The sequence below is a fragment of the Paenibacillus plantiphilus genome (assembly GCF_927798095.1).
Taxonomy (GTDB): Bacteria; Bacillota; Bacilli; order Paenibacillales; family Paenibacillaceae; genus Paenibacillus_Z; species Paenibacillus_Z plantiphilus.
In genome coordinates, this window is record NZ_CAKMMF010000013.1 from 138,445 (window position 1) to 165,118 (window position 26,674).

General features: G+C 50.9%; 19 protein-coding genes. 16 read left to right on the forward strand and 3 right to left on the reverse strand.

From position 1 onward, the window contains the following. Nucleotides 1-112 precede the first annotated feature (112 nt). The 4 genes from L6H65_RS13280 to L6H65_RS13295 all read left to right on the forward strand — a co-directional run bounded on the left by L6H65_RS13280 (nt 113) and on the right by L6H65_RS13295 (nt 5,075). Nucleotides 113-1,477, forward strand: coding sequence for an ABC transporter substrate-binding protein (locus tag L6H65_RS13280; protein ID WP_236343019.1), 1,365 nt, complete (start codon nt 113-115; stop codon nt 1,475-1,477). A 175-nt stretch (nt 1,478-1,652) separates the two neighbouring features. Beyond that, nucleotides 1,653-3,122, forward strand: a complete 1,470-nt coding sequence (locus L6H65_RS13285) for a GMC oxidoreductase (RefSeq protein ID WP_236343020.1) — start codon at nt 1,653-1,655, stop codon at nt 3,120-3,122. A 208-nt stretch (nt 3,123-3,330) separates the two neighbouring features. Then, nucleotides 3,331-4,242, forward strand: coding sequence for a selenium metabolism-associated LysR family transcriptional regulator (locus tag L6H65_RS13290; protein WP_236343021.1), 912 nt, complete (start codon nt 3,331-3,333; stop codon nt 4,240-4,242). Beyond that, nucleotides 4,233-5,075, forward strand: coding sequence for a PHP domain-containing protein (locus L6H65_RS13295; protein WP_236343022.1), 843 nt, complete (start codon nt 4,233-4,235; stop codon nt 5,073-5,075). Before L6H65_RS13290 ends, L6H65_RS13295 begins: the two co-directional genes overlap by 10 nt. A gap of 241 nt (nt 5,076-5,316) precedes the next feature. On the opposite strand, the gene L6H65_RS13300 is transcribed toward L6H65_RS13295, so the two are convergent. Then, nucleotides 5,317-7,104, reverse strand: coding sequence for an Rqc2 family fibronectin-binding protein (locus L6H65_RS13300; protein ID WP_236343023.1), 1,788 nt, complete (start codon nt 7,102-7,104; stop codon nt 5,317-5,319). 157 nt (nt 7,105-7,261) lie between these two features. Here L6H65_RS13300 and L6H65_RS13305 point away from each other — a divergent pair, with 157 nt between their 5' ends. The 4 genes from L6H65_RS13305 to L6H65_RS13320 all read left to right on the forward strand — a co-directional run bounded on the left by L6H65_RS13305 (nt 7,262) and on the right by L6H65_RS13320 (nt 14,566). Next, nucleotides 7,262-10,051 (forward strand): calcium-translocating P-type ATPase, SERCA-type, encoded by a 2,790-nt coding sequence (locus L6H65_RS13305; protein WP_236343024.1) that lies wholly within the window; start codon nt 7,262-7,264, stop codon nt 10,049-10,051. A 254-nt stretch (nt 10,052-10,305) separates the two neighbouring features. Continuing rightward, nucleotides 10,306-12,996: an Ig-like domain-containing protein gene (locus L6H65_RS13310; protein WP_236343025.1), complete on the forward strand. Its 2,691-nt coding sequence runs from the start codon at nt 10,306-10,308 to the stop codon at nt 12,994-12,996. Between the two features lie 74 nt (nt 12,997-13,070). After that, nucleotides 13,071-13,787 carry a hypothetical protein gene (locus L6H65_RS13315; protein ID WP_236343026.1) on the forward strand — a complete coding sequence of 239 codons (717 nt, stop codon included), beginning with the start codon at nt 13,071-13,073 and terminating at the stop codon, nt 13,785-13,787. A 284-nt stretch (nt 13,788-14,071) separates the two neighbouring features. Then, a complete protein-coding gene (locus L6H65_RS13320) occupies nt 14,072-14,566 on the forward strand; it encodes a C40 family peptidase (protein ID WP_236343027.1) in 495 nt (164 codons plus the stop codon). A 165-nt stretch (nt 14,567-14,731) separates the two neighbouring features. Here L6H65_RS13320 and L6H65_RS13325 read toward each other — a convergent pair whose 3' ends face one another. Then, complete coding sequence (locus tag L6H65_RS13325; protein WP_236343028.1) at nt 14,732-15,745, reverse strand: LLM class flavin-dependent oxidoreductase; 1,014 nt, start codon at nt 15,743-15,745, stop codon at nt 14,732-14,734. A gap of 54 nt (nt 15,746-15,799) precedes the next feature. Continuing rightward, nucleotides 15,800-16,519 (reverse strand): 3-ketoacyl-ACP reductase, encoded by a 720-nt coding sequence (locus L6H65_RS13330; protein ID WP_236343029.1) that lies wholly within the window; start codon nt 16,517-16,519, stop codon nt 15,800-15,802. Nucleotides 16,520-16,780: 261 nt separating this feature from the next. Between L6H65_RS13330 and L6H65_RS13335 the strand changes: the two genes are divergently transcribed. The 8 genes from L6H65_RS13335 (at nt 16,781) to priA (ending at nt 26,645) form a co-directional block, all read left to right on the forward strand. Then, nucleotides 16,781-17,986 carry an aspartate aminotransferase family protein gene (locus L6H65_RS13335; protein ID WP_236343030.1) on the forward strand — a complete coding sequence of 402 codons (1,206 nt, stop codon included), beginning with the start codon at nt 16,781-16,783 and terminating at the stop codon, nt 17,984-17,986. A 407-nt stretch (nt 17,987-18,393) separates the two neighbouring features. Beyond that, on the forward strand, nt 18,394-19,224 hold the full coding sequence (dapF, locus tag L6H65_RS13340) for a diaminopimelate epimerase (protein ID WP_236343031.1): 831 nt from the start codon (nt 18,394-18,396) through the stop codon (nt 19,222-19,224). Between the two features lie 27 nt (nt 19,225-19,251). Then, entirely contained in the window at nt 19,252-21,132 is a 1,881-nt protein-coding gene (locus L6H65_RS13345; RefSeq protein ID WP_236343032.1) for a bifunctional homocysteine S-methyltransferase/methylenetetrahydrofolate reductase, read from the forward strand. Between the two features lie 291 nt (nt 21,133-21,423). Beyond that, complete coding sequence (gene remA, locus L6H65_RS13350) at nt 21,424-21,684, forward strand: extracellular matrix/biofilm regulator RemA (protein WP_020615370.1); 261 nt, start codon at nt 21,424-21,426, stop codon at nt 21,682-21,684. Nucleotides 21,685-21,698: 14 nt separating this feature from the next. Further along, the gene (gene gmk / locus L6H65_RS13355; protein WP_236343033.1) at nt 21,699-22,316 is read left to right on the forward strand and encodes a guanylate kinase; all 618 of its coding nucleotides are present in this window, start codon (nt 21,699-21,701) and stop codon (nt 22,314-22,316) included. Nucleotides 22,317-22,331: 15 nt separating this feature from the next. After that, complete coding sequence (gene rpoZ, locus L6H65_RS13360) at nt 22,332-22,538, forward strand: DNA-directed RNA polymerase subunit omega (protein WP_236343034.1); 207 nt, start codon at nt 22,332-22,334, stop codon at nt 22,536-22,538. A gap of 319 nt (nt 22,539-22,857) precedes the next feature. Next, nucleotides 22,858-24,069 carry a bifunctional phosphopantothenoylcysteine decarboxylase/phosphopantothenate--cysteine ligase CoaBC gene (coaBC, locus tag L6H65_RS13365; RefSeq protein ID WP_236343035.1) on the forward strand — a complete coding sequence of 404 codons (1,212 nt, stop codon included), beginning with the start codon at nt 22,858-22,860 and terminating at the stop codon, nt 24,067-24,069. Continuing rightward, nucleotides 24,066-26,645, forward strand: coding sequence for a primosomal protein N' (priA, locus tag L6H65_RS13370; RefSeq protein WP_236343036.1), 2,580 nt, complete (start codon nt 24,066-24,068; stop codon nt 26,643-26,645). The genes coaBC and priA overlap by 4 nt, the downstream gene beginning before the upstream one ends. Nucleotides 26,646-26,674 lie beyond the last annotated feature (29 nt).

The following is a 26,674-nucleotide window of genomic DNA, read 5'->3' on the forward strand; positions in this document are numbered from 1 at the left end:
CCCCCGCTAATGCCTATCTTTTAATTACACAACCTGCCGGAGGGGAGGAGTTCGTGTCATTCTGTAAATTATGGTAGAATATACAATACTATTAATTGCATGGAGGGTAATAATGATAGGTTATAGAGAAGCTAGGCTAATATTAACATTAATAATATGCATCGGCTTAGTTGTCGGGTGCTCGACTGCCAGCCCTAAGGCTGAAGAACTTTCAGGTCATGTTAAGATCATGTTTACTAGTCAGGATTTTTTTGATCGGAGTTATGGAAATCTGTTCACTAGCAAGTTTCCTGGCATTCATGTAGAAGTCACAAGTACGAATGGTTTGCGGAATAGTGATGGCCTCGACCCTAATCAAGTGTTAGATGATTATATTAATCGAGAACAACCGGATGTACTCGTACTTAACCAGAGCCAGTTTCAGCATTTAGCATCAAACGGTCATCTTGAAGAACTTGAGATCATGGTGGCGGAGAAAAATTTTATGCAGGAGGATATTTTACCATCTGTGCTTCGAAGGCTTAGGGGCTTCGGGGAGGGCAAGTTATTCGGGTTATCACCAACATTTAGCGGTACAGCCATCTATTATAACCGGGATTTATTCGAACATTATGGGGTGCAACTACCACAAGATAAACTAACTTGGTCTGAAATGCTAGAGATTTCCAAGAGATTCCCGGTTAATGAGCCTAACGAAGACAGTGTATTTGGATTTACATGGGAAACTAACGATCCATACAATCTGGCTTTAACGATTGGAATTATTCAAGGGTTGGATTTCGCAGACCCCAATCGACAGAAGTTAGTCATGAACTCCCCGTCATGGACAGAGATTTTCAATTTCACAACAGATGCCTTTAAATCGGGAACCATTTACACACCCGAATTGGCAAGCAAAGTTGGGCTAGACAGGAGTGATCGATTGAGAAGTAATTCATTCATTATGGGTAAAACAGCAATGACTTTGGGCGGCCCGGAATTAGGACGTTATATCGATCGTGCCAAGGAAGAAGTGGACCAGTATGAACCATTTCAATGGGGTATTCTTTCTGAGCCAATTGATCCGTCGAATCCAAGCTACGGTACCATTACGCTCAATCAAATTTACTGTGTTAGAGCAGACAGTCCCAATAAAGACGCGGCGCTTGAACTCATAAAATTCATTAATAGTGATAGCGTTGCGAAAATGGATTCGCGAATAAATAATGGGAACTTACAGAGCAGAACCAAATATAACAGCAATAAAGAGGGTGTCAGTTACGATCCATTTTATACGTTGGAAATAAGAGAACAATCAAGATACATCACGATGCCGCTTGGTTTCAATGAGCCTTTCAACAAATTAGCAAGTAAGGAGTTGAGGAAGGTTGTTGATGGAAAAACGTCGCTGGACGATGCGGTAAATCATATACAGTCAGAAGGTCAGATTATTCTGGATACCGTGAATTTAAAGGCAAAGGCAGACAAGGATAGCTGAATAAACATGCGACGGCAGCCGGTCAGATGATCGGCTGCCGTTTTCTCAATCGCGATTGGATCAAAGAAATAGAACCAGCAGAATTCCATAATTATTTGTATAGAATGAATGAAGTTCATTGCCAGGAATATATATGTGAGTGCCAGGGATCCTGCATGGAAAGGAATGAGGGAATATGCAATTAGCGCAGCAGTCTATTCCCATGTGCCCGCAGGCTGCAGAGCCGATTCAGCAGAACTGGATTCCATTGACATCGCTTGAGGAGATGGAGCATAGAGACTATGACGCTCTCATTGTGGGGTCAGGTGCAGGGGGCGGTGCGGCGCTTTGGCGATTATGCCAGAGGTGGGGGGCTGACAAAGCGATCGGCGTGGTAGAGGCCGGCGATACCCTTCTGAATACACATGCGCGCAATGTCAGCACACTGACCAGCGAATCCCGCTTCGCAAGCTATTTGCGCGCTGTCAAGGAGCCGGTTGAAGGCAGCTTCCCTGATTTCTCCGGTGCGATGCAAGTCATTGCGTTCGGCGGGCGAATGCTGTTCTGGACGGCGATTGCCCCCCGTCCCTATTCTGGCGAGCTGGCCTGCTGGCCGGTATCGAAACGCGAGCTGGACTATTATTTCGGAGTTGCCGAGCGGGCTATGAACGTTCGAAGCTATTTTGCATTCAAATATCCGATGTGGGAAGCGCTGCTGAACGGGCTGCTGAACAATGGTTTTCCACAAGCTCAATATGCACCGAGAGCGCTTGATTTCGAGCCGCTCAAGTACGATGGGACGATTAATTCCGATGTTTACTTCAGCTCGATCGATTTCTTCGGCGAAGGCTTGCATCTGCGCCCCTACGATCTTGCCATGAACGCCAGGGCAGTCCGTATCCTCACATGCGGCGGCAGGGCATGCGGCGTCGAGGTAGTGAGGCCGGACAAGCGGACATTCAGGCTGCGGGCCAAGACAGTCATTCTCGCGGCCGGAACCTTCCAAACCCCAAGGCTGCTTCTGAATTCAGCGATTCCAGGAGCCAATATTGGCCATTACTTGTGGAATCATTCCTATGTACGGACCGGCGTGCAGATGGGACCGGATTGGTTCGCAAGCGGAATCAGCTTCGCCGCATTTCCCTATGCGCTGCTAGTACCTCAGACGAATGGCCATCCCTATCAAATTCAGATATACCCTATGGGCATGCCGGTTGAAAAGAAGCTGGATTTGAATGCTTTCGGCAGAGTAGAGCCGCGCCATGCAAACAGAGTCTATTTGGACCCGTATAAGAAGGATGCTTATGGCGTACCTGAAATACGGGTGCAATTCGCTTATAGCGATCGAGATTGGGCCGTTATCGCGCAAATGCGGCAAACATTGCTGCAGGTAGCCGCAGCCTGGGGAGCGGTCATACAGCCGCCTGGCATATGCATGCTTCCGCCGGGAGCGGACAGTCATGAATCGGGGACATGCCGGATGGGGACTGATCCCGCAACTTCAGCAACGAATCCGTTTGGTCAGATTCATGGCGTGCCCGGTCTGTTCGTTGCGGATAATAGCGTGCTTCCGAGCACAGGGGGAGCGAATCCGACCTTATCGACCATTGCCCTTGCGATCCGCACGGCTGACTATATAGCAGGGAGAATTGAATTTCATAGATAGGGCGGGAGAAAGCATACCATCGCTTCACAGCAAGATGCTGCTGAATAAGGGCTTGAACCAGCATAGGCTGCTGTATAGCTATGCTTTTTTTTGTATGAACGTGGATACATTAAATAGGGTCTGATGTATAATGAACGTGTACAAGCTGGAGGGATGAGGTTGTTCCTAATGGCTTAGCAAGCTTCTGTTTAGAGAAAGGATGACCCCAATGGCTCTTAATTTCCATCAACTTCACATATTCTATACTGTAGCTGAGCGCGGCAGCTTCTCGGCGGCCGCTCAAGCACTTCATATGACTCAGCCTGCAGTAACGATGCAGGTGCAGTCGCTTGAGGATTATTTCGGCACGAAGCTGCTGCTTCGCTCGACGAAACGCATCGAGTTGACAGAGGCGGGCAACGCCTTAATGCCCTATGCGCGGCGCAGCATTGAGCTTATACGGGATACCGATATGCAGATGTCCAAATTCACGAAGCAATTAAAGGGGAGATTGCAGCTTGGTGCGAGCCTCACGATCGGCGAATATATTTTGCCGCGGCTGCTCGGTCCCTTTGGTCAGGAATATCCTCATATTACCATTAGCATGAAGGTGATGAACACTGCTCAGATTTTGGAGGAAATAATAAATCATCAACTGAACTTCGGGCTGATTGAAGCGCCTGTCAATCATCCGGATATGCATATGGAAGCGGTCATGAGCGATGAACTGAAGCTAATTGTGTCCAAATCACATCCGCTTGCAGAAGCTTCGAGTGTGAGCATTAATGACGTGATTGCATATCCATTTGTTTTGCGTGAGCAGGGATCCGGCACTCGGCTTGTTATGGAGGAGCAGCTGCGCAATAAAAATATAGATCCGGGAGAATTGAAGATCGTGATGGAGCTCGGCAGTACCGGAGCTGTAAAATCCGCCGTTGAAGCCGATCTCGGCATTTCATTCGTATCGGCTTCATCCGTCAAGCATGAGGTTGCGCTTGGCTTGATTAAGGCGATTCCGCTTACCGATGCTACATTCAAGCGGCAATTTTATTCGATGTATCTCAAATCCGCGCTGCTGCCGATTTCTGCGGTAACCTTCCTTACTTTTCTTAGAGAAAGAGATTTGCAGCAATGGCTATAAATCGCGCCGATCTTCACACCCACACAACAGCTTCCGACGGCATGCAGCGGCCTGCGGATAATATTCGTCTGGCGAAGGAAGCCGGGCTTGCGGCGGTAGCAATTACGGATCACGATACTGTTGATGGCATTGCTGAAGCGATGGAGGCAGGAGAGAGGCTCGGTATGATCGTCGTTCCAGGTGTCGAGATCAGCACATCGGCGGGCGGCGGGGACATTCATATTCTTGGTTATTATACGGATTGGCAGAATGATGCCTGGCGGAGGAAGCTGGGCAGTCTGCTTGACGTGCGGGACCGGCGGAATGAGATGATAATCGAGCGGTTACGCGCTATGGGCATCGCAATTACGCTGGAAGAGGTCGCTGAGGAAGCGCGCAAGCAGGGGAAGGATGGCGGCTCGATAGGCAGGCCGCATATCGCAGCGCTGCTTATTGCCAAAGGTTTTGTTGGTTCCATGCAGGAAGCCTTTGACCGTTATCTGGGTTCAGAAGGAAGCGCGTATGTTAATCCGCCACGGCTTCATCCGTTTGAAGCGGTTGATTGGATTCGAGAAGCCGGCGGTACCAGCGTGATCGCACATCCGGGGATATACGGGAATGATGAGCTGGTCGAAGAGATTATCCGCTATGGCGCAGACGGCATTGAGGTGTATCATTCTGATCATCTGCCAGAGGATGAAGCCAGATATGAGCGGTTGGCAAGGCAGTATAAGTTGATCGTGACGGGCGGCTCTGATTATCATGGGGAGCGGCAAGGCGAGGTGTTCCACGGTCATATCGGCAGTCGCACCGTTGATGTCTCTGTACTGCAGCAATTGAATCGGGGACGTTGAAGAAGCGAAGGGGCTGTCCAAAGGACAGCTCCAGATAGCTGTATAAGTTGAACTTAGGAAAGAACAACAGAGCGGAGCAGGGGAATGATTCTGAAGAAGCGTCAGCGCTCGCCTTTGTTCCTGGAATTCCACGATAAACAATCTGAATTCAAGAATTCCGGGAACAACAGCGATCGTAAGAACATTCCCCCGTGCAGCGGCTCCTTTGTTCATTTCAATCGTTCAATTTATATAGCTAGTATCAGGTTTTAAGCTGTGAAGGAAGTTCTTTGATACGCTGTTCATCGGGAGTGATGAACAGCGTTTTTTGGTGATCATAGATAACGAAGCCCGGCTTGGCGCCATTGGGTTTCTTGACATGGCGGACGAGTGTGTAATCGACAGGGACGGAGCTTGATGATCGCGCTTGACTATAGAAGGCGGCGAGCATCGCGGCTTCCTCCAGTGTCGTGTCGCTATAGTCGGCTGCCCGGATAACAACATGCGAGCCGGGAATGTCCTTCGTGTGGAGCCAGGTATCGTTCGGAGCGGCGATCTTGTTCGTGAGATAGTCGTTCTGTGTATTGTTCTTCCCGACGTAAATAGGCGTACCATCAGTTGAGGTATAGCAGAGCAGCGTTGGACGGCTGCTCTTGCGCTTCTTCGCGCCGCGCTTGGTTCTGTCCCGCAGATAGCCTTGCTCGACCAGTTCCTCTCGTATCTCGCTAATATCGGCTAAGGATGCGCTCTCCAACTGCTGAAGCAGAGAGGCCAAGTAATTCATCTCCTCATGCGTTCGTTCCATCTGCTCGGTCACGAACGTCATGCTGTTCTTGTGTTTCGTATATCTCCGATAGTAGCGCTGCGCATTCTCGGAAGGCGTTAATTGCGGGTCGAGCGCAATTCGGATGGTCGATTGCTCTTCGTCATAATAATTGACCACATCAATCCATGGATCGCCTCGTTTAATGCCGTGCATATAGGCTGTGACCAGCTCCCCAAGCATCCGAAACTTATCCGCGTCACGCGCCTCTTCCAATGTTTCGTCCAATTTCTCCAGCTTCTTCACATTTTTGTTGTGCTCGTTCTGCAGGAAGCGGAACAAATCGGAGGCGCGCTGCTTGACTGCGTCCCGCTGTGCTTTATCGCCATAGAAGGCTTCCAGACATGGACTGATCGTCTCGTAGAAATCGACGCTGCCCTGAAGATGAGTAAGCGCGGTGACAGAGAAAGCGGACTTGCCGCTCTCCTCGATCGTGACAATTGACGGTACATACTGATGAGCACGGAAGGCGGTCATCATGGTGTCGAATGCCGGCCATAGCGCCTTCTCTGGCTCCTCCAGCTGCGCGGAAATTCCGCTGCGATGAACAATTTCGTTCGCCAGAAGAGGGCTTATGCCGCTAAGAGCGGCTACAAGGAGCTTCTCTGGCGCTTGATTACGGGGCTGGGCGCTCTCCCCAGCAGCTTCGCCCTTCTCCGACAGGGCAGCCTGCAGGGCGGATGCGAACTCAGACTCTGTCGTAATCGTCAGCGGATCGCGCTTATGCTGATCCGGCGGCGACACATAGGCGACGCCTGGCATGACGATGCGGTAGCTGCTGATTGCAGGCGTTAGATGATGGATGCCGTCATGGATTGTTTTTGAAGCATGATCCACTAATATGATATTGCTGTGACGACCCATCAGCTCGATAATAATCGTCTTGAATGAGATGTCGCCCAATTCATCACGCTGTCTTATATCGATATGAATGATGCGTTCATTGTCAATTTGCCGAACCGCCTCGATGAGGCCGCCCTCGCAATATTTGCGCAGCAGCATGCAAAACATTGGCGCTTCAAGCGGATTCTGGAAGGATCGCTCGGTCCAGTGGACACGAGGATAGGTCGGGTTGGCAGAGAGGAGCAGCTTGCCTTGCTTGCCATTGCCCCGGATCTGCAGAACAAGGTCGTGATTGGTCGGTTGATGTATTTTATGAATGCGCGTTCCGACGCAAGCCTGAAGCTCGTGTACGATAGCGCGGGTTACGATTCCATCCAAAGCCATAGTATATGATTTCTCCTTTGTGTACGTTCATCCCCCTATCATGCCATAGATGGGACAAAAACTTAAGTCCCTGCTGGGATAATTTGCAGTTTGTCCGAATACATTTAGGCAATAAAGGCTGTCCGTCAGGCGGCAAGTAACAGGAGGGAGACGGGGCATGGAACAACGAATGTGGCATCAGATGGAGACGAATGACCTTGCGCAGGCGCTCAGCGCTTCATTAGAGACTGGCTTAACGCAAAGTGAAGCGATAGAACGGCTGCAGCAGAATGGTCGCAATGAGCTGTCGGAGGGCGAGAAGGCATCGCCTGTGGCGTTATTCCTGGGCCAATTCAAGGATTTTATGGTGCTGGTGCTGATGGGTGCGACGCTTATATCCGGCTTGCTCGGCGAATATTTGGATGCAATTACAATTGTGGCGATCATTGTATTGAATGCCGTGCTCGGCTTCGTGCAGGAATACCGGGCGGAGCGCTCGCTTCGCGCGTTGAAGGCGTTATCTGCTCCGGTAGCGAAGGTTATGCGCAGCGGTGCTATCGATGCGGTGCCGGCTACTGATCTGGTCATCGGGGACATCGTAGTACTGGAGAGCGGGGATCGAATACCGGCGGATATCCGGCTGGTCGAGGCGAACAGCTGCTATTGCGAGGAGTCAGCGCTTACTGGGGAATCTGTGCCTGTCGGCAAGCATTGCACATCTATTCAAGAGTCAGAGCTGCCGCTTGGGGATATGAAAAATGTAGGCTTCATGGGTACGATGGTCACGCGAGGAACGGCTAAAGGGATCGTTATCCGTACCGGCATGGGTACGGAGATGGGCAAGATAGCCGATCTGATCCAGCAAACAGAATCGATGGAAACACCGCTTCAGCATCGACTGGAGCAGCTCGGCAAAATTCTCATTGTTGTTGCGCTTGCCTTGACGGTTATCGTCGTCCTTGCTGGTATTCTGCATGGACAGCCCGCTTACGAAATGTTCCTCGCTGGAGTGAGTCTGGCTGTTGCGGCTATTCCAGAGGGCTTGCCTGCTATAGTGACGATTGCTCTTGCGCTCGGTGTCCAGCGGATGATCAAACGAAGGGCAATCGTGCGCAAGCTGCCCTCGGTAGAAACGTTGGGATGCGCTTCGGTCATTTGCTCGGATAAAACAGGCACGCTGACTCAGAATAAAATGACGGTTACGAATGTATGGGTCAGTGGTCGGCAATTGGACGTTACAGGCGAAGGCTACGAGCCCAGCGGAACTGTAGTAGAGGACGGTAAAGTTGTTGATATAAAAAATGATTTGCCGCTGCGGCGGTTGCTCCAGGTCTCGGCACTGTGCAACAATGCTTCATTTGCGAAGGTCGAGGTAGAAACAGAAACAAAGCGCAAGAAGGGCAAAGAAATTTCCGTCCATGAAGAATGGGTGCTGAAGGGTGATCCTACAGAAGGGGCGCTGACAGTGCTTGCCGCGAAGCTCGGCGTGACAGCCAAGTCATTGGACGGATTGTACAAGAGGGTGAAGGAGTATCCCTTCGATTCGGATCGGAAAAGAATGTCTGTACTCGTATCGCATCAGGGCGGTCGGCTTATCTGCACGAAGGGCGCACCCGATATGCTGATGCAGCAATGCAGCTATATTCTGTGGGATGGCAAAGTCGTCCCCTTCACCGCCACGCTCAAATCCAAAGTAGCGGCCGCGGGCGAAGGAATGGCGCAATCCGCATTAAGAGTGCTCGGGATGGCCTATCGCGACCTGCGCCCTAACGATGCCTTCGAGCATGAGGCGGAGGTTGAGAATCAGCTTGTTTTTGTCGGGTTAACCGGCATGATCGATCCGCCTCGCCGTGAGGCAAGAGAAGCGATCACAACCTGCAGGCGCGCAGGCATCAAGACCGTCATGATTACAGGAGACCATCAATTAACAGCTGAGGCGATTGCAGGCCAGCTTGGAATTATGCCGCGAGGCGGACTTTCCCTTAGCGGCATTCAATTAGGTGCAATGAATGACGATGAACTCGACCGGATTGTAGATACCACCTATGTTTATGCGCGAGTCTCGCCGGAGCATAAGCTGAGAATCGTGAAGGCGCTGCAGCGGAAGGGTCATGTTGTGGCGATGACTGGTGATGGCGTGAATGACGCGCCGGCAATTAAAGCAGCCGATATCGGCATTGCAATGGGCATCACGGGAACGGATGTGACGAAGGAAGCCTCGTCGCTTGTGCTTAGCGATGACAACTTCGCTACAATTGTCGCCGCAATTGAAGAGGGTAGAGGGATTTATGAGAATATCCGCAAATTTATCCGATACCTGCTCGCTTCCAATGTAGGGGAAATATTGACGATGTTCTTCGCGATGCTGGCGGGCTTACCCTTGCCGCTCGTGCCGATTCAGATCTTGTGGGTGAATCTTGTTACGGATGGACTTCCTGCGATGGCGCTCGGCGTTGATCAGGCCGAGAAGGATTTAATGCAGCAGAAGCCGCGTGCTGCCAAGGAAAATATTTTCTCACGCCGCCTGGGGTGGAAAATTATTAGTAGAGGGTTCCTAATCGGCCTCTGTACGCTCGGCGCATTCTGGATTACGCTTAAGCAATCATCAGGCAGCCCAAGCAACCTGATCGAAGCGCAGACTGTTGCGTTCGCAACGCTCGTAATGGCTCAGCTGATCCATGTGTTCGATTGCCGCAGCTCTAGATCGATCTTCCATCGTAATATTTTGCAGAACAAATATCTCGTATTTGCAGTATTGTCTTCGCTGCTGCTTATGCTTGGCGTGCTCTATATCGACTTCCTGCAGCCGATCTTCAAGACGGTTCCGCTAGACTTCCGTCATTGGTGTCTCGTTCTGGTCGCAGCAGGAATTCCAACCTTCCTCATGGGAGTCGGAAGCGTACTGGGCGGGGTCAACAAGAAGAAATCCAACTGGCCGCTTAGCCGCTCACGGACGATGGCCCGGTAATTGGCGATGTGAAAGACCTGTCAGAGGTTTCGGCTGACAGGTCTTTTGCTTTGCTATCCAGTGGGATGTGATTCATTCGACCTTATTCGACAAATTTTCTAAGCAATGAGGCCTATATGAAGGATGACTAAAAACGATGACTATTCAGATGACGGCAGTCACTGGTCGATATGACGAATTTTAGCGGAAAATAGAGAGGTCAGGGTGCAGCAAGCATCATCTGAACATGAGAATATGAAATGGAGTTGAGCTTGATGACAGATCGCACAACAAACGAAGAGTGGAATGATAAAGATAACGGACAAGAGCCAATGATTAAATTGCAGCCAGGGGGTGTTGCGCCTGTGCTCAGCTATAACGTGCCGGAGCCGACAGCCTATAGTGGAAGAAACTTTATCGATTTGCAGCTGCATGACGGGTATTTCCTGCCTACCAATCCAGGTGTGAATGCTGGCTTGCAGGTATCGAAGGGGAGCGCCAGCGCCGCAGATTCTTCGCCGGTTGAAGTGCTGAGAGCGGCCCAGCAATCAGGAGAGAGGCTTACTTCCAGATTGGCTAATCTGGCGGAGGAGGAAGTGCTGCGCAAGGCGAGCGAAGGACAGAAGCTGAATATTCAGCGAACGATGACAGGAGCGCTCACTTATTCCTTCGTGAATACCAGCTCTCGCGAGGAACCGGTATTCGCGGCTGCTCCTTCGGGATTGGAGGCGGACAGCAGTCATACGTTTGCATCATCTATGAGAGCTATGCGAGCAACGGAGGACGATGGTGGAATTATCGGAATGAGGCCACGGGATGATATTGATCCTCTTCCAGAAGAGCCGGACCCCATAATCGTGTCCGTCAATATCGGTTCGCCTGCCGCCGGTGCGGCCGTCAGTGGACCGCATACAGGAGCTCCTGTAGAGATTCGCGGTTATGCTTCAATCTCTTCGGGTCTGGGAGCGGTTGGCAAGGTGCAGGTGCAAATCGGCAGCGGCAGCTTTCAGACGGCGACTCTCTCCCCGGATGGCTCATGGGTGCTGTCAGTCGTTCTGACGACACCAGGACCGATAACGATTCTGGCAAAAGCAACCCATTCCACCAAATTGATAACCGCTTCAAGTAGAATTACGGTCCATGTCACATTGGCGCAGGCGCCTGATACGGAAGTGCCAACGGTAACAATCACTTCGCCAAAAGCAGGCGAGCTGCTCAATACGAAGGGTGGCCCCGCTGCCGTTATTCAAGTCGAAGGGACCGCAGGAGACAATCGCGGTGTAGCAAGAGTCGAAGTCATCATCGATGGTGGTGCCCCTGTGATGGCAGAGAGCACAAACGGATTCGCGACTTGGAAGAAGCAGGTCTCGCTTCTAGCAGGAAATCACACCATTGCCGTCCGCTGCTATGATGCCGCCAATAATGTCGGGACGCACAGCATTGCTGTCTATGTCGATGGTCAACCGCCGAAGATCGGTATTACATCGCCCCTCAATAATGCCACCTTTGCAGGAACCTTCTCGCAAGGCGCAGTTATAGAAGTGTTCGGTACTGCAGAAGACGCAGGAGGAATCGATCGGGTCGAAGTGTCTCACAGCGAGAATCCGATATTTATTCGGGCTGCCGAGAAGGCTACAGGCGACTGGTCGACATGGAAGGCGACGTTTACTGTCAATTCAACGGATACGCATATGATTACAGCGCGCGCCATCGATCTTTCCAACAATGTTACGGAGACGACGATTGCCGTCAAAGTGTCGATTATGCCGGAAGTAAACTCCAGATTGAAGCGGCTTATTCTGGTGGAATCGTACCGGATGTCCTCTTATCTAGCCAATTATGGAGCGGGACGAACGATTAAAACCTTCTCTCTGCTGCCAGGCGAGAAGAGTAAAATAAGCATTCGCTCTTATAATCAGAATGAAGTGACGGCGAAGAGCGCAGCAACGATACTCGACTCCGTGACCGATGATATATCGGCTGAATTCGAGAAATCCATTGCTTCCGAGCAAGCGGATCAGAAGAACTACAGTGAAAGCAACGAGTACAAAATTGAGGGCGAGGCAGGCGTCAGCTGGGGTTGGGGCAGCGCTTCAATTAGCGCAAGCACTAGCGGGGGAACGAATGCGGCAAGGGAGCAGTTCGCCAAGAATGTCGTGAATAATACTCAGAAGCATGTAGCGAAAGCGTCCGCAAGACGGGATGTGCAGATTAATACGACCTATGAAGAGAAGCGGACGAGTACAGAAGAAACAACCATTGTGAGGGAAATCGAGAATATTAATGTAAGCCGAACGCTTAATTTTGTTTTTCGTCAGATGAATCAGGAGTTTGTTACGCTTCTCCATCTTGTGGATGTGCGGATCGGTTATTTTACAATCGATATGGTGAATGGCGTTGAGACGAAGCAGTATCGCGAAATTACGCTGCCGCAATTGGACGCGCTGCTGTCTGAAGTCATCGTACCAGACAAGAGAATCGAAGTTCGCAATGCTATCCTTAGTCAGCTGATGAACATATTCGATTATCAGGACCGTCATCATGCCTTTATTGAAGAGGAGCCGTTCAAGCGGAAGGATGGAACCGTCATCCCGCTCTCTAATTATTTGCGAATTAAGAAGGATTATACGTCCACCTACAGTGATGAAGCGAGCGGCACCACAATTAACGTTCCAGGCATCATTCTGGCTGCAAACCGTCATGTGCTGAGAACGGATGGAATCGTGGTGGAGGCGCTTCTCGGTCAAGGCGAGGCGCTGGACAATTACTCGCGCAATCTTCAGCTGGAATCTGTTCGGGAGAAGGAGCTGCGCAATGAGCTGCTTGAGACCGAGATAGCAATGAAGCGGCTGGCGCTGCAGATTATGACCAACAAGGATGAAGCGGCCGCGCAAATTTACAAGGTGCTTAATCCGCCGCCTCAGATCGCGGAGAAGACGGAGCAGCAGGGAAGCACAGGTGAATAGAATCCTGCCGGGATCATCTGAGCAGAAGCCGGATCGAAGCAAGGAGCAGAAGCGGAAGGAGGCTGTGCTAACCATTGGAACCACTCAAGCTAAAGAAAAATGAAGACAAAGTGCTGAATGACAAATCGTTGAAAAACCGCGCCAAGGCGGCATATGACAAGAACAAGATCAAATGGACGCTGAATATTATTTTCAAATTATTGAAGAAGCTGGGCAAGGTCCCTGTAGTGAATAAGTTTATGGATTATCATAAAACGCATGTCAAATATTTGGGCATTGTACTGACAGCCGTTGTCAATATGGAGCCAATAGACAAGGAGATCGAAGGAATAACGATCAATCTGGATGACTATACGAGGCAGACGGAGGAGGTGCTGTCAGCGATAGCGGAGCTGCCGAAGGACCCTCTTGAGGGCATGCGGAATCCGGTCATCATTCTGGAGATTGCGGAGGACCCTGCTGCAGCCAAGGAGTATGATGCGATGCTAGACGCTTATCAGGAGCTTGTCCAGACCGCTCTTAATGCCATAACCCATTGCGCCCAGCAGGGGCAGGATATCGAACGCGATACGCGTGAGCATACGAAGGCCATCATCTCCAAGCTGAATGAAATCGTCGTGGAATCAGCAATCGATCGCGTTTTGATCGAGCGCAATAAGACGAGAGTCCAATTCATCCAGTTGGATTTAATGACACGCATTCAGAAGATCAGAGGCCGCGCAGAGGATGCCAAACGAATCGTTGAACCGCTCATTGTTGATGTAGCATTAATTAGTCGAATCAATAAGTAGCAGCCTTATTTCAGGCAAGCTCACCCGAAGAGAATCGGTGCTTTCGCAATTTCGAAAGCAGGTGATTTTCGACGAGAGCTTGCCTTTTTTTATGCTTATCGACCTTGTCCAGAGGAATTTGCTTAGAAAACTCTCATCGTTTTCTAATAAAGCGGACAGAAGTCAATATGCGACTATGGTTGCTCGTTCATAGGTACTTTGTGGAACAAATATCTGTGTTAAGGTGATACCAGTCCCAAGAGAGATTCACACCAACCTAATTTTCTAAGGAGGAACAAATCAATATGAAAAACAACAAGGTATTCAAAACAGTAGCGGGCATTGCATTGAGCTTAACAATAGCATTTACAGGCAGCGCCATCGTTGCACCGCATTCTGCGCAGGCTGCGACTGTGAGCGCTTCCAAAGCGGACAAGGTTATTGCGACCGGAAAGCAGTATCTTGGTGTTCGTTATAAATTCGGTGCAAAGTCAGGAATTACGAGCGCATTTGATTGCTCTTCCTTTACCCAATACGTATTCAAAAAGAATGGCATTTCGATACCTCGTTCATCAAGAGCGCAAGCCAAGGTGGGAGTGAAAGTGTCCAAAAGCCAGCTGAGAGCCGGTGATTTGATCTTCTCGGATACGAATAGAGACGGTGTCATTAACCATGTGGGCATATATATGGGCGGAGACAGAACACTGCACACCTATCGGGTTGGAATTGGCGTCACAGTATCCAAGTTCTCCGGCAGCACATGGGATAAAACGTTCGTAACTGCAAGACGTGTGCTTTAATACAGATCATTTAATACAGATCAAGCAATCATAGAGGTATCATATATTTGCAGATCCGCCTTCATAAAAAAGGAAAGTCCATCCGCAAACCTGCTGTCAGCTGCAGGCGTGGATGGACTTTTCTGTTGCTGCGCGCGGTGCGAGAAGGGAGGCATTGCTCTGTTGTCAGCGCTTAATGGCATCCACAGCTTCCGCCAGCAGCTGATAAGAATACAGCCGGGCTTCATGATCATAGATTTGGGCAGTAATAATAAGCTCATCGGCTCCTGTTTCCTCAAGAATGAGCGGGAGCTTCGTTATAATCGTTTCCTTGCTACCAGCGATGGCATAGCTTAATTGCTTGCGAATCAACGCTTTCTCTTGCGGTGACCATTGGGTGTCCATGCTTTCCACTGGCGGCAGCAGCGGACTTGTACGACCGCGAATAAGGTTCAGAAATTGCTGCTCCTGAGAGGTAGCCAGTCTCTTGGCTTCTTCATCTGAATCAGCGGCTACAATATTGATGCCGATCATAACGTAGGGCTTCTTCAGTGCTGCCGAGGGCGTGAAGCTGCTTCGATACAGCTCAAGGGCCGGCAACAAATAATCCGGTGCGAAGTGGCTGGCAAAAGCAAAGGGCAACCCAAGCCGGCCTGCCAGCCGAGCGCTGAAATCGCTTGATCCCAGCAGCCAGATCGGAATGTTCAAACCTTCGCCGGGAACAGCTCGAACTCCCATTGGCCGCGCATCGGATTCCGGGTCCAAAAAAGCTTGCAGCTCGCTGAGCAGCTCCGGGAAATCCTGACCGCCAGTGCCCAGCGTACGCCGGAGAGCGCGGGCTGCGGGCTGATCAGAGCCGGGGGCTCTGCCTAGACCCAAATCAATTCGTCCAGGATATAACGACTCCAGAGTCCCGAACTGCTCCGCAATCGTTAGCGGCGCATGATTAGGGAGCATAATGCCGCCGGAACCGACTCGAATCCGTTCAGTGCCTGCCGCAACATGACTAATAACGAGCGAGGTAGCCGAGCTGGCGATGCCCGGCATATTGTGATGCTCTGCAAGCCAATATCGGAAGTAGCCTAATTTCTCTGAATGGCGAGCAAGATCGAGCGTATTCCGAAAGGAGTCTGCCGCTGTTCCACCCAGTAGGATGGGAGCGAGGTCGAGCACAGAAATACGTAGATGATCATACGGCATACATCGTCAGCTCCTTCATAACATATCGTTGGCAGCTTCAGTCGGCCTAGCTGCTTATTGCGGGTTGGTCGTCCAAATGCCTGCTGATTTAATGAACACTCGTGGCGGCAGCTTGATGGTGGCGAGAATCAATTCGGCTACATCCTCAGGCTGCATCATCCGATCCTCGTCGCCTATTTTGAGACCGGCATTAACGGCAAGATCCGTATTAACCGTACTAGGAGTTAGCGCAGTGACACGTATGTTGGATTTGCGAACCTCGCCCATCAGCGCCTCAGTCATGCCCATCACCGCAAATTTTGAGGCGCAATAAGCGGAGCCTGTTGCGAAGCCTCTTTCACCAGCGGTTGAAGCGACATTGATGATCGTGCCGCTGTTCTGCTGCAGCATAGTCGGCAGTACAGCGCGAGTCGTGTAATACGTGCCCATGAGATTCGTTTGAATGATGCTCTCCCACAGTTCAGAATCCATATCAAGCAACGTCCCGAAATGGGCGATACCGGCATTATTAATAAGAATATCAATAGAACCAAGCTGTTCCCCGAGCTGTAGAATCGCTTGCTCCACTGCAGCTTTGTCGGTAATATCTGCCGTAACAATATAGACATTGACGCCATAGTCGGAAGAAAGCGATGACTGCAAGGTTTCCAGATTGGAGCTGTTTCTAGCGAGCAGTCCGAGATGGACGCCTTCCTTGGCTAAAGCGATCGCAGCAGCCTTCCCGATTCCCTTGCCGGCCCCGGTAATAATTGCAGTTTTATGTAGTAGGTTCAAATGATCTCTCCTCTTCAAGTTTGCATTAGTATGTGCAGAATAGTATGTGCAGAAATGACAATACGACACCTATATTATAGAGGTTGCGGAGAGCCGATTCCAGTTATCGGATGGAAGCGTCGCTTGCAGATAAAAATTGATGAGAAATAGAAGAGCAGCTTCTCAAATGAAGAAGCAAGAGATATTTTTCACAAAGTGTTGAATAAATATACATTAATAAGTATAATAATTCAAACCAGAGCGGGAAGGGTATGATGGAGAATGAGCATAGAACCAGACACAGACACAGCGCGTTTGCTTGACGCGGGGAATGAGACCATACTTTTTACAGCGAATCGGCCAGATATCGTAATGGAGCGTGGCGAGGGACTGTATTTGTGGGATACAGCGGGCAAGAAATATTTGGATTTCGTTGGCGGGTGGGCGGTCGTGTGCTTGGGGCATTCTCCATTCGCAATTAAGAAAGCGCTAGAGAAGCAGGCGGCGACACTCGTAAATGCCAGCCCGGCGTTCTACAACAGACCGATGATAGAATTTGCCAAGCGGCTGACGGAGATTAGCAGGTTCGACAAAGTGTTTTTCGCAAGCAGCGGAGCGGAGGCGAATGAGGGCGCGATCAAATTGGCGAGAAAGCATGGCGCGAGGAATCGAAGCGGGGCGTATGAGATCATAACCGTCAAAAATGGATTTCACGGTAGGACGCTTGCGACGATGTCGGCGACTGGCAAGCAGCAGTGGGCGCATCTCTACGAGCCTAAAGTTCCCGGGTTTCTGCAAGTTCCCTTCAACGATATCGAAGCGATGCAAGCGGCAGTAGGCAGCAGCACCTGCGCGATCATGCTGGAGCTTGTGCAGGGTGAAGGCGGAGTTCGAGTAGCGGAGGAAGCGTACATAGCCAAGCTTCGCCAGCTTTGTGATGAGAACGGAGTACTGCTGATCTTTGACGAGATACAGACAGGACTTGGAAGAACGGGGAAAATGTTTGCATACGAGCACTATGGGATACAGCCTGACATCATGACATTGGGCAAGGGCATTGGAGGCGGATTTCCGTTGTCGGCCGTATTAACCAAGGCAGAATATAACCTGTTCGAGGCAGGCGATCAAGGCGGAACCTATTCCGGTCAGCCACTCGCGATGGCGGTTGGAATTGCGGTTTTGAACGAAATCATCGATCAGCAGTTAGCCGACAACGCCGAGCAGCAGGGAAATTACATCCTTCAGCGACTAGAGGGGATGAGAAGCAAATACCAATTCCAGCGCATATCCGGCAAGGGGCTGCTCATCGCATTTGACCTGCAAGAAGCAATAGGAAGAGAGCTTGTGGAAGAGTGTATGGCAGAGGGCTTGCTGATTAACTCGCCGCATCCGCATACAATCAGACTCATACCGCCGCTCACAGTAAGCAAAGCAGAGATCGACGACATGTTCGATATACTGACTCGGGTTATGGATAAAAGGCAATAAAATCAAATACCGGACAGGGCAAACCATCTAAAAATGAAGATGGTACTATCAGGGGTTTAAGCGACACAGTCGCACAAAAAAACTAAAAATGCGTCTCAGCAGCACAAACGTTATTAGATCACAGTGCGAAGCACAAGCAGGGGCGATAGAAGTAGAGCGTGTCCGAAGGACAGAGCGGGAATACGGGGGAAGAGAGAACGGGTGCGCCGCAGAAGATGAGTACGGCAAAAATCCGGGTGTCCAGAGGGCGGAGCCCAATGGGGTCCCCCTTTCCAAGGGGGATTTAGGGGGATTAAAGTACAAAAATTCGATCAAATCATGAATAGCCATTCTCTTTTCTTTGCGATAAGCTATAGAAAAATTGAGAGCAATAGTATAGACTGTTGTGGGAGAAGGAGTACGGCATTATGAATTTCACAAAAATGCATGGACTAGGAAATGACTTCATCGTTATAGAAGGTGAGAACAGCTTGCCGAACAATGCCTCGGAGTTGGCGCTTGAACTTTGCAACCGGTATTTCGGAATTGGAGCTGACGGCTTAGTCTATATTTTGCCCTCCTCGACTGCAGATTTTCGTATGCGCATTATCAATTCGGACGGAACGGAAGCAGAGCAATGCGGCAATGCAATCCGATGCGTCGCCAAATATGTGTATGACAACGGCTTAACGGACAAAGATTCGATAACCATTGAGACGCTTGGAGCTGGCGTGCAGCAGGTTCAGCTGAACATCGTGAACGGCGAGGTGCAAACTGTGCGTGTCGATATGGGCGAGCCTATTCTGAATGGCTTGCAGATTCCGACAACCATTGATGCCAATCCGGTAATCAACCAGTCTATTGAAGTAGACGGGCGCGAGTTCCGCTTTACGGCCGTATCTATGGGTAATCCGCATTGTGTCATCTACGTGGATGATGCTGCTGGCTTCGATCTGGCGCAATGGGGACCCAAGCTTGAAGTTCATCCGCTGTTCCCGCGTAAAATCAATGTCGAATTCGTGACTGTTCGTTCGCGTGATTATACAGATATGCGGGTATGGGAGCGGGGCGCTGGCCCTACATTAGCATGCGGAACAGGCGCGTGTGCGACAGTTGTCTCCTCTGTCTTGAACGGATATACCGACCGTACGGCGGTAGTGTCCTTAAAGGGCGGGGACCTAAACATCGAATGGAACGAAGAAGATAATCATGTATATATGACGGGACCTGCAGCAAACGTGTTCCGCGGAACACTGTAAGGCAGGCATAAGAAGGAGATTACAAACATGAAACCGGATTTGCGGGAAGCGCTTGGTGCGCGCATCTTAACCGGGGACGGCGCAATGGGAACCTATCTGTATCAGATGGGGTTCCCTGTCGGCGTTTCATACGAAGAATTCAACTTGCTGCGACCGGAGCTTATTGAGAATGTTCACCGCCGGTATTATGAAGCAGGTGCACGCGTAATTGAGACCAACACTTTCTCAGCGAATCGCGAGAGCTTGAACAAATATGGCTTGGATACAGATGTAGAGGCGATTATCCGTGCAGGAGTGCTGCTGGCAAGAGCAGGAGTCGGTGATGATGCGTATGTGGTTGGCGCAGTTGGAGCAATTAGAGCCGGCAAACGCAGAAACATCCGGACATCCGAGCTGACCAAATCATTCCAGCAGCAAATCCATGCTTTGGTGGATGCTGGAGTTGACGGATTGATTCTTGAAACGTTCTATGATTTGGAGGAGCTGGAGCTGGCATTGTCGATCGCGCGCAAAGCGACGAGTCTGCCGGTTATTTGCCAATTTGCAGTAGAGAAGGAAGCAGTAACCCAGGACGGCCTTTCACTTGGCGCAGCATTCGAGCGTGTGCGTAGTGCAGGAGCTGATGTTGTTGGCTTTAACTGCCGAAGCGGTCCAAACGGCATCATGCGGGCCATCGATTCAATTGCGGAGGAAATCAAGCTGCCGCTGTCTGTATTTCCGAATGCCGGAATTCCCGACTATGTGGATGGCAAATATATGTTTACTGCATCACCGGAGTACTTTGCGGATTCCGCACGCAAATTTGCGGACAGGGGCGCGCGTATAATCGGAGGCTGCTGCGGCACGACTCCAGAGCATATCGCTGCCATCGCTGAAGCTTTGAACGGATATATCCCGCAGGCGGTTCAAGCTCAAGAGGCGACGATGGAAACTCTTCAACCTTCGGTCGCGGTTATTTCGTCGAATGCCGAGCCCCAATCCGAACCAATCGTGCCGCAATCGCAGGAGCAGGAGCCATCGATCGTCGAGCTGGTGAAGCATCGTCATACTGTCATCGTTGAGCTTGATCCGCCGCGCGATCTCGATATTCGCAAATTTATGGCTGGCGCTGCTGCGCTCAAAGCCGTGCAGGCGGATGCTGTTACGATGGCGGATAATTCGCTCGCAGTAACGAGAATGAGCAATATCGCGCTGGCTTCTCTGGTCGGGCAGCATGTCGGAATAAGGCCGCTAGTTCATATTGCTTGCCGCGACCGCAATCAAATCGGAACGCAGTCCCATATGATGGGGCTTGATGCTTTAGGCATCGATCATGTGCTGGCTGTAACGGGAGACCCGGCCAGATTCGGTGATCTGCCGGACTCCAGCTCGGTTTATGATCTGACCTCCTTTGAGATGATTCGCATGATCAAGCAGTTGAACACAGGTGTCGCATTCTCTGGCAAGCCGCTTAAGCAAAAGGCGAAATTCGTCGTAGGCGCGGCGTTTAACCCTAACGTCAAGCATCTGGACAAGGCCGTTACGCGTCTGGAACGCAAAATCGATTCCGGGGCGGATTACATTATGACGCAGCCCGTGTACGACAAAGAGCTGATCGTGCGGGTCGCTGAAGCGACGAAGCATCTCTCAGTGCCGGTGTTCATCGGAATCATGCCGCTTGCCAGCGGGCGAAATGCGGAATATTTGCACAACGAAGTGCCCGGGATTCAGCTCTCTGACGAGGTTCGCCAGCGGATGGCGGGATTGGAAGGCGAGACTGGGCGCGCCGAGGGTGTACGGATCGCGGAAGAGCTGCTCGACGCCGCTCTGGATCATTTCAACGGCATCTATCTCATTACTCCATTTATGTTCTACGAAATGACAGCTCAATTAACAGAATACGTATGGAGCAAGACAGGGAGAAAATAGCTGAAACACTTGTTCAGCGTAGCAAAATGAATTAGAATAGAGCAATGGATGCACTTGCCATGCCAGAGGCATATCGCGACGGACAGGCTGATCTTGATGGTTGCCAGAGAGGGCAGCAGAGAGAGCATTGCTGGACCGAACGTATGCTCCGGACTTTTTTCGTCAAGAATAGTGCAATGACTGCCGCCTCATCGATACTTGGCAGAGGTAATAACTCATCATTCTTGCGTTCATTTATACTTCGTGTTGCGTTGCTCTTGTATACACGAAATAGACCGGGGGGAGCCTGACATGGCCATCAAATTAATAAACATCGGCTTCGGAAACATTGTTTCCGCTAATCGCATTATTTCGATTGTAAGCCCGGAATCCGCACCAATTAAACGTATCATTCAAGAGGCTCGTGACCGTCATATGCTCATAGATGCAACGTACGGTAGACGCACACGCGCTGTTATCATTACGGACAGCGACCACGTTATCCTGTCTGCGGTTCAGCCTGAGACGGTTGCTCACCGCTTGTCAACCAAGGATGACGATCACGACGAATAGTGACGGGGAGTATTATGAACAGAGGATTGTTGCTCGTATTATCAGGTCCGTCAGGCGTCGGCAAAGGCACTGTTTGCTCTGAGCTTAGACGAAAGCAAGATGACCTTATTTATTCCGTGTCGGCGACGACGCGCGCACCGCGCCAGGGTGAAGTTGACGGCGTGAATTATTTCTTCAGATCAAGAGAGCAGTTTCAAGATATGATAGCTCGTGACGCGCTATTGGAATATGCGGAATATGTAGGCAATTACTACGGCACGCCGCGTGATTTCGTTGAGCGTACGCTTGATTCGGGCAAGGACATCATACTTGAAATTGAAGTGCAGGGTGCTTTGAAGGTTAAGGAGAAGTTCCCGGAAGGGGTATTCATTTTCCTGGTGCCGCCATCCTTGGAGGAACTGAAGGAACGGATTACCGGACGGGGTACAGAGGCCGCCGATGTTATTGACAACCGGATGTCTGTCGCCGTAGAAGAGATGAATCTTATCCGCTATTATGATTATGCGGTAGTGAATGATGAGATTGATGCCGCATGCCATAGAATACAATGTATTATAACAGCAGAACGCTGCCGCAAGGATCGGTTTCTGGCTGGTTTGGCTGCAAAAAAGGAAACATCAGAGAAAGCATGAGCGAGGTGAATAGAGATGTTATATCCATCCATTGATGAAATGCTGCAGAAAGTGGACAGCAAATATTCACTCGTAGTTGCTGCATCAAGAAGAGCCCGGATGTTGCGAGACGGCAGCAAGACGGACATGTACAATGCGAAGTCACACAAATATGTCGGTGTTGCTCTTGAAGAAATCTACAATGATATACTGGTTGTAGTAAGCGGAAATAGAGAAGATTAACATCAATTCCTCAATGACAACCCTTTGCGGTTGTTATTTTTTTATGAAAGAAACAACGGCCGCTGTGCGGGGGAATGTTCTTACGATCGCTGTTGTTCCCGGAATTCTAGAATTGAAGTGGTTCATGGTGGAATTCCGGGAACAAAGGCGAGCGCTGACGCTTCTCCAGAAACATTCCCCTGCTCCGCTCTGTTGTTCATTCTTTTATTCACTTATATAGAGGCTTAGTTATTGTAACGGAAAAATGGGATGGAATCGGCTTTATTGCTTTATTTTCATGGATATTTATGATTGGGGAACGGAGAGGAGCTGGAATTACATGCTGCTTGGGAAAACGATTGTGCTCGGCATATCAGGCGGTATCGCGGCTTATAAAGCGGCGACGCTCTGCAGCAGGCTGGTGCAGGGGGGCGCTAACGTCTTTGTCATCATGACGGAATCGGCAACTAAATTTATTACGCCATTGACGCTGCAGACGTTATCACGCAATCCTGTCTATATCGATACATTCGACGAGCTTAATCCTGCTGTTGTCTCGCATATTGATTTGGCTGACCGCGCCGATCTCGTTATCATTGCGCCGGCAACGGCCAATCTGCTGGCCAAGATGGCGAACGGCCTTGCGGACGACATGCTCTCGACTACACTGCTTGCGACAACGGCGCCGATACTCGTTGCACCTGCGATGAATGTGCATATGTATGCCCATCCGGCAGTAGTGAGAAATATGGAGCTGCTGAGTGAACGCGGCGTTCGTTATGTAGAGCCGGGTACAGGGCAGCTTGCATGCGGCTATGTGGGCAAAGGGCGGTTGGCTGAGCCTGAGGATATTGTCCGTGCGGCAGAGCAGTGGTTCGCCCAAGGCTCGTCATGGAAGGGCAAGAAGGTGCTTGTAACAGCAGGTGGAACGATAGAGCGGCTTGATCCTGTTCGTTTCTTGACGAATGATTCGTCAGGAAAAATGGGCTTCGCTATTGCTGAGGCTGCGGTGAACAGAGGCGCTGACGTAACCGTAATAGCTGCAAGAATTCAAGGGGAGCCTGCTGCGGGCATTCATGTGGTGCGGGTAGAATCAGCGGAGCAGATGCTGGAGGAAGTATTGAGCCGGTTCGACGATATGGATATCGTTATTAAAGCTGCTGCTGTAGCCGATTACCGTCCGATAGCCAGAGCTGACAGCAAGCTGAAGAAGAAGAGCGATCGGCTGGTTATCGAGCTGGAGCGGACGACCGACATCCTCCAGACGATTGGACAGCGGAAAAAGGGTCAGTTTATAGTCGGCTTCGCCGCTGAGACGGAGCAGGTGGAGCATTATGCCATGGATAAGCTGATTCGCAAAAACTGCGATCTCATCGTTGCGAACGATGTGTCAGTGGAAGGCGCAGGGTTTAATGGAGATACGAATATTGTACATCTATTCGGACAAGAGGGACGGATTGCTTCTTGGCCCATGCTGCAAAAGAGTGAGGTGGCTCATCGTCTGTTGACGCTTATTGCAGAGCGGATAACAGACAAGGGGGATCGTGGATGATCGCCAAAGTAATCGTTGATGTTCCCAGCAGGCAGACTGACCGGCCATTCGATTATAACGTACCGGCCAGACTGGAAGGCTGGGTGGAAATTGGCAGCAGAGTAGGCGTTCCTTTCGGAGGACGTGTCGTTCAGGGCTTTGTAATCGGACTGGCGCCGTTCACCGATGTCGATGTGTCCAAGCTGAAGCCCATTTCAGAGCTCCTTGACCATTCGCCGCCGCTATCGCCAGATCTGATTGAACTCGCGACTTGGATAAGCGGCAAGTACTGCTGCGCCCTTACGACAGCGCTGCAATCGATGATCCCTGCTGCATTGAAGGGGAAGGCGGAAACCTATGTCTCCCTCGCGGAAGAGGAAGGCAAGGAAACGTCTGATTTGTTGCCGATCGAATATGATTGGCTGGACTATATAAGACGAAATGGTGGAACGGTCAAGCTTTCCACGTTGCAAGAACGCTATCCGACAGAGGCTGTCGCCGTCAAGGGTGCGATTAGTGACGGGCTTCTCATAGAACGGGTATCCATTCGCGACCGTCTAGCAGTTCGCAAAGTGCTGACGGTATTTCCTCCAGAGGATCAAGAAGCAGCGCAAGCGGCGCTGGAAGGTCTTCCGTCCAGAGCGGCAAAACAGCGCGAGGTGCTGCGCTATATGCTGGCGCATGGAGAGCCGATTGCGCTGCAGCGGCTAGTGGAAGAGGCGCAAACGACGTCAAGCACAGTAAGAGCATTGGCAGACAAGGGCTTGATAGTCTTGCGCGAGATAGAGCATAACCGCGATCCCTATGCGGGACGGTCATTCATGCAAACGACTGCGATGTCTTTGACAGCTGAGCAGCAGGCTGTTTACGGCGAGATTTCTTCTGCAGTAGATGCCGGGGATTCCCGTGTGTTCTTGCTGCATGGCGTGACGGGAAGCGGCAAAACAGAAGTTTATTTGCAGTCGATCCAGCATTGCTTGCAGCATGAGCGGCAAGCGATCGTTCTAGTGCCCGAAATCGCGCTGACCCCGCAGATGGTGGAGCGGTTTAAAGGCAGATTCGGCGATGCGGTTGCCGTTCTGCACAGCCGTCTGTCCAATGGAGAGCGTTATGACGAGTGGCGCAAAATTCGTGAACGCAGAGCGCAGGTTGCAGTGGGCGCGCGATCGGCGATCTTTGCTCCATTCCAGCGCATCGGACTCATTATTATCGATGAGGAGCATGAATCTTCTTATAAGCAGGAGGAGAGCCCGAAGTACCATGCTCGCGATGTCGCAGTGAGAAGAGCAAGACAGCATGGCGCGGTCGTTGTGCTCGGTTCTGCGACGCCATCGCTCGAAAGCTATGCAGCAGCTTCCAGAAGCGGCACTGCGATTGAACGAGCTTCTGCCGAGAAGGCGGCAGCTCCAGCAGCAGCCTCAGGAGGCGGCGTGACAGAGAGCAGCGGGGCTGTCGGATCGGGACGCCCGCCAGCACTGCTCCCGATGCCTCATCGAGTTGGCGGCCGGCCGCTTCCAGAGGTTCAGCTCGTTGACATGCGGGAAGAGCTCAAGAACGGCAATCGTTCGATGTTCAGCCGACAGCTTCATGAAGCGTTGGCCGTGCGTCTGGAGAGGGGCGAGCAATCGGTTCTGCTGCTTAACAGACGCGGACATTCTACCTTCGTGATGTGCCGTTCATGCGGCTATACGGCGTTATGTCCGCATTGTGACATATCGCTAACCTTTCATCAGAAGTCCCGGGCGCTTCGCTGCCATTATTGCGGGCATGCGGAGCTTGCGCCGACACAATGCCCTTCCTGCGAAAGCGAGCATATCCGCTTCTTCGGAACAGGCACTCAGCGCGTGGAAGAGGAATTGTCGAAGCTGTTCCCTGGTATTCGGGTCATTCGAATGGATGTCGATACGACCACAGAGAAGGGTTCGCATGAGAAGTGGCTGACCATGTTCGGAGATCGTCAAGCAGATGTGCTGCTTGGCACACAAATGGTCGCCAAAGGTCTTGATTTTCCATATGTTACATTAGTGGGCGTTATCGCGGCAGATACTTCATTGCATTTGCCGGATTTTCGAGCTGCGGAGAAGACGTTTCAGCTGCTGACGCAGGTTGCGGGACGTGCGGGCAGACATGAGCTTCCTGGCGAGGTTATTATTCAAACCTACAATCCAGAGCACGCTGCAATTATTGCGGCGCAGCATCACGATTTTGCGGCATTTGTCTCTGCTGAGCTGAAGCATAGGCAGGTGATGTCCTATCCGCCTTATTGTCGACTCATCTTGATCACGTTATCTCATGAAGCGCTGCCTCTGTTATTGACGACAGGAGAGCAGCTGGCTGCCAAGCTTCGACAGGGGGTGGCGGATTCAGGAATCACATCATCAGACAATTCGGACGGGAGATTCATTGATATACTTGGACCTGTAGCCTCTCCGATTCCGAGAATGAAGGATCGCTATCGATTTCAATGTATGTTAAAATATCGTGGGAACATTGACGCGACCGGCATTCTTCAAGCTGCCATCCGTGCAATTTCGGACCGAAACGGAGTACCCCCGGTGGGAATAAGCGTGGATGTTGATCCACAGGTTATTTTATAGATAATGGTTAGGCTGTCCTCTTCCGGCGA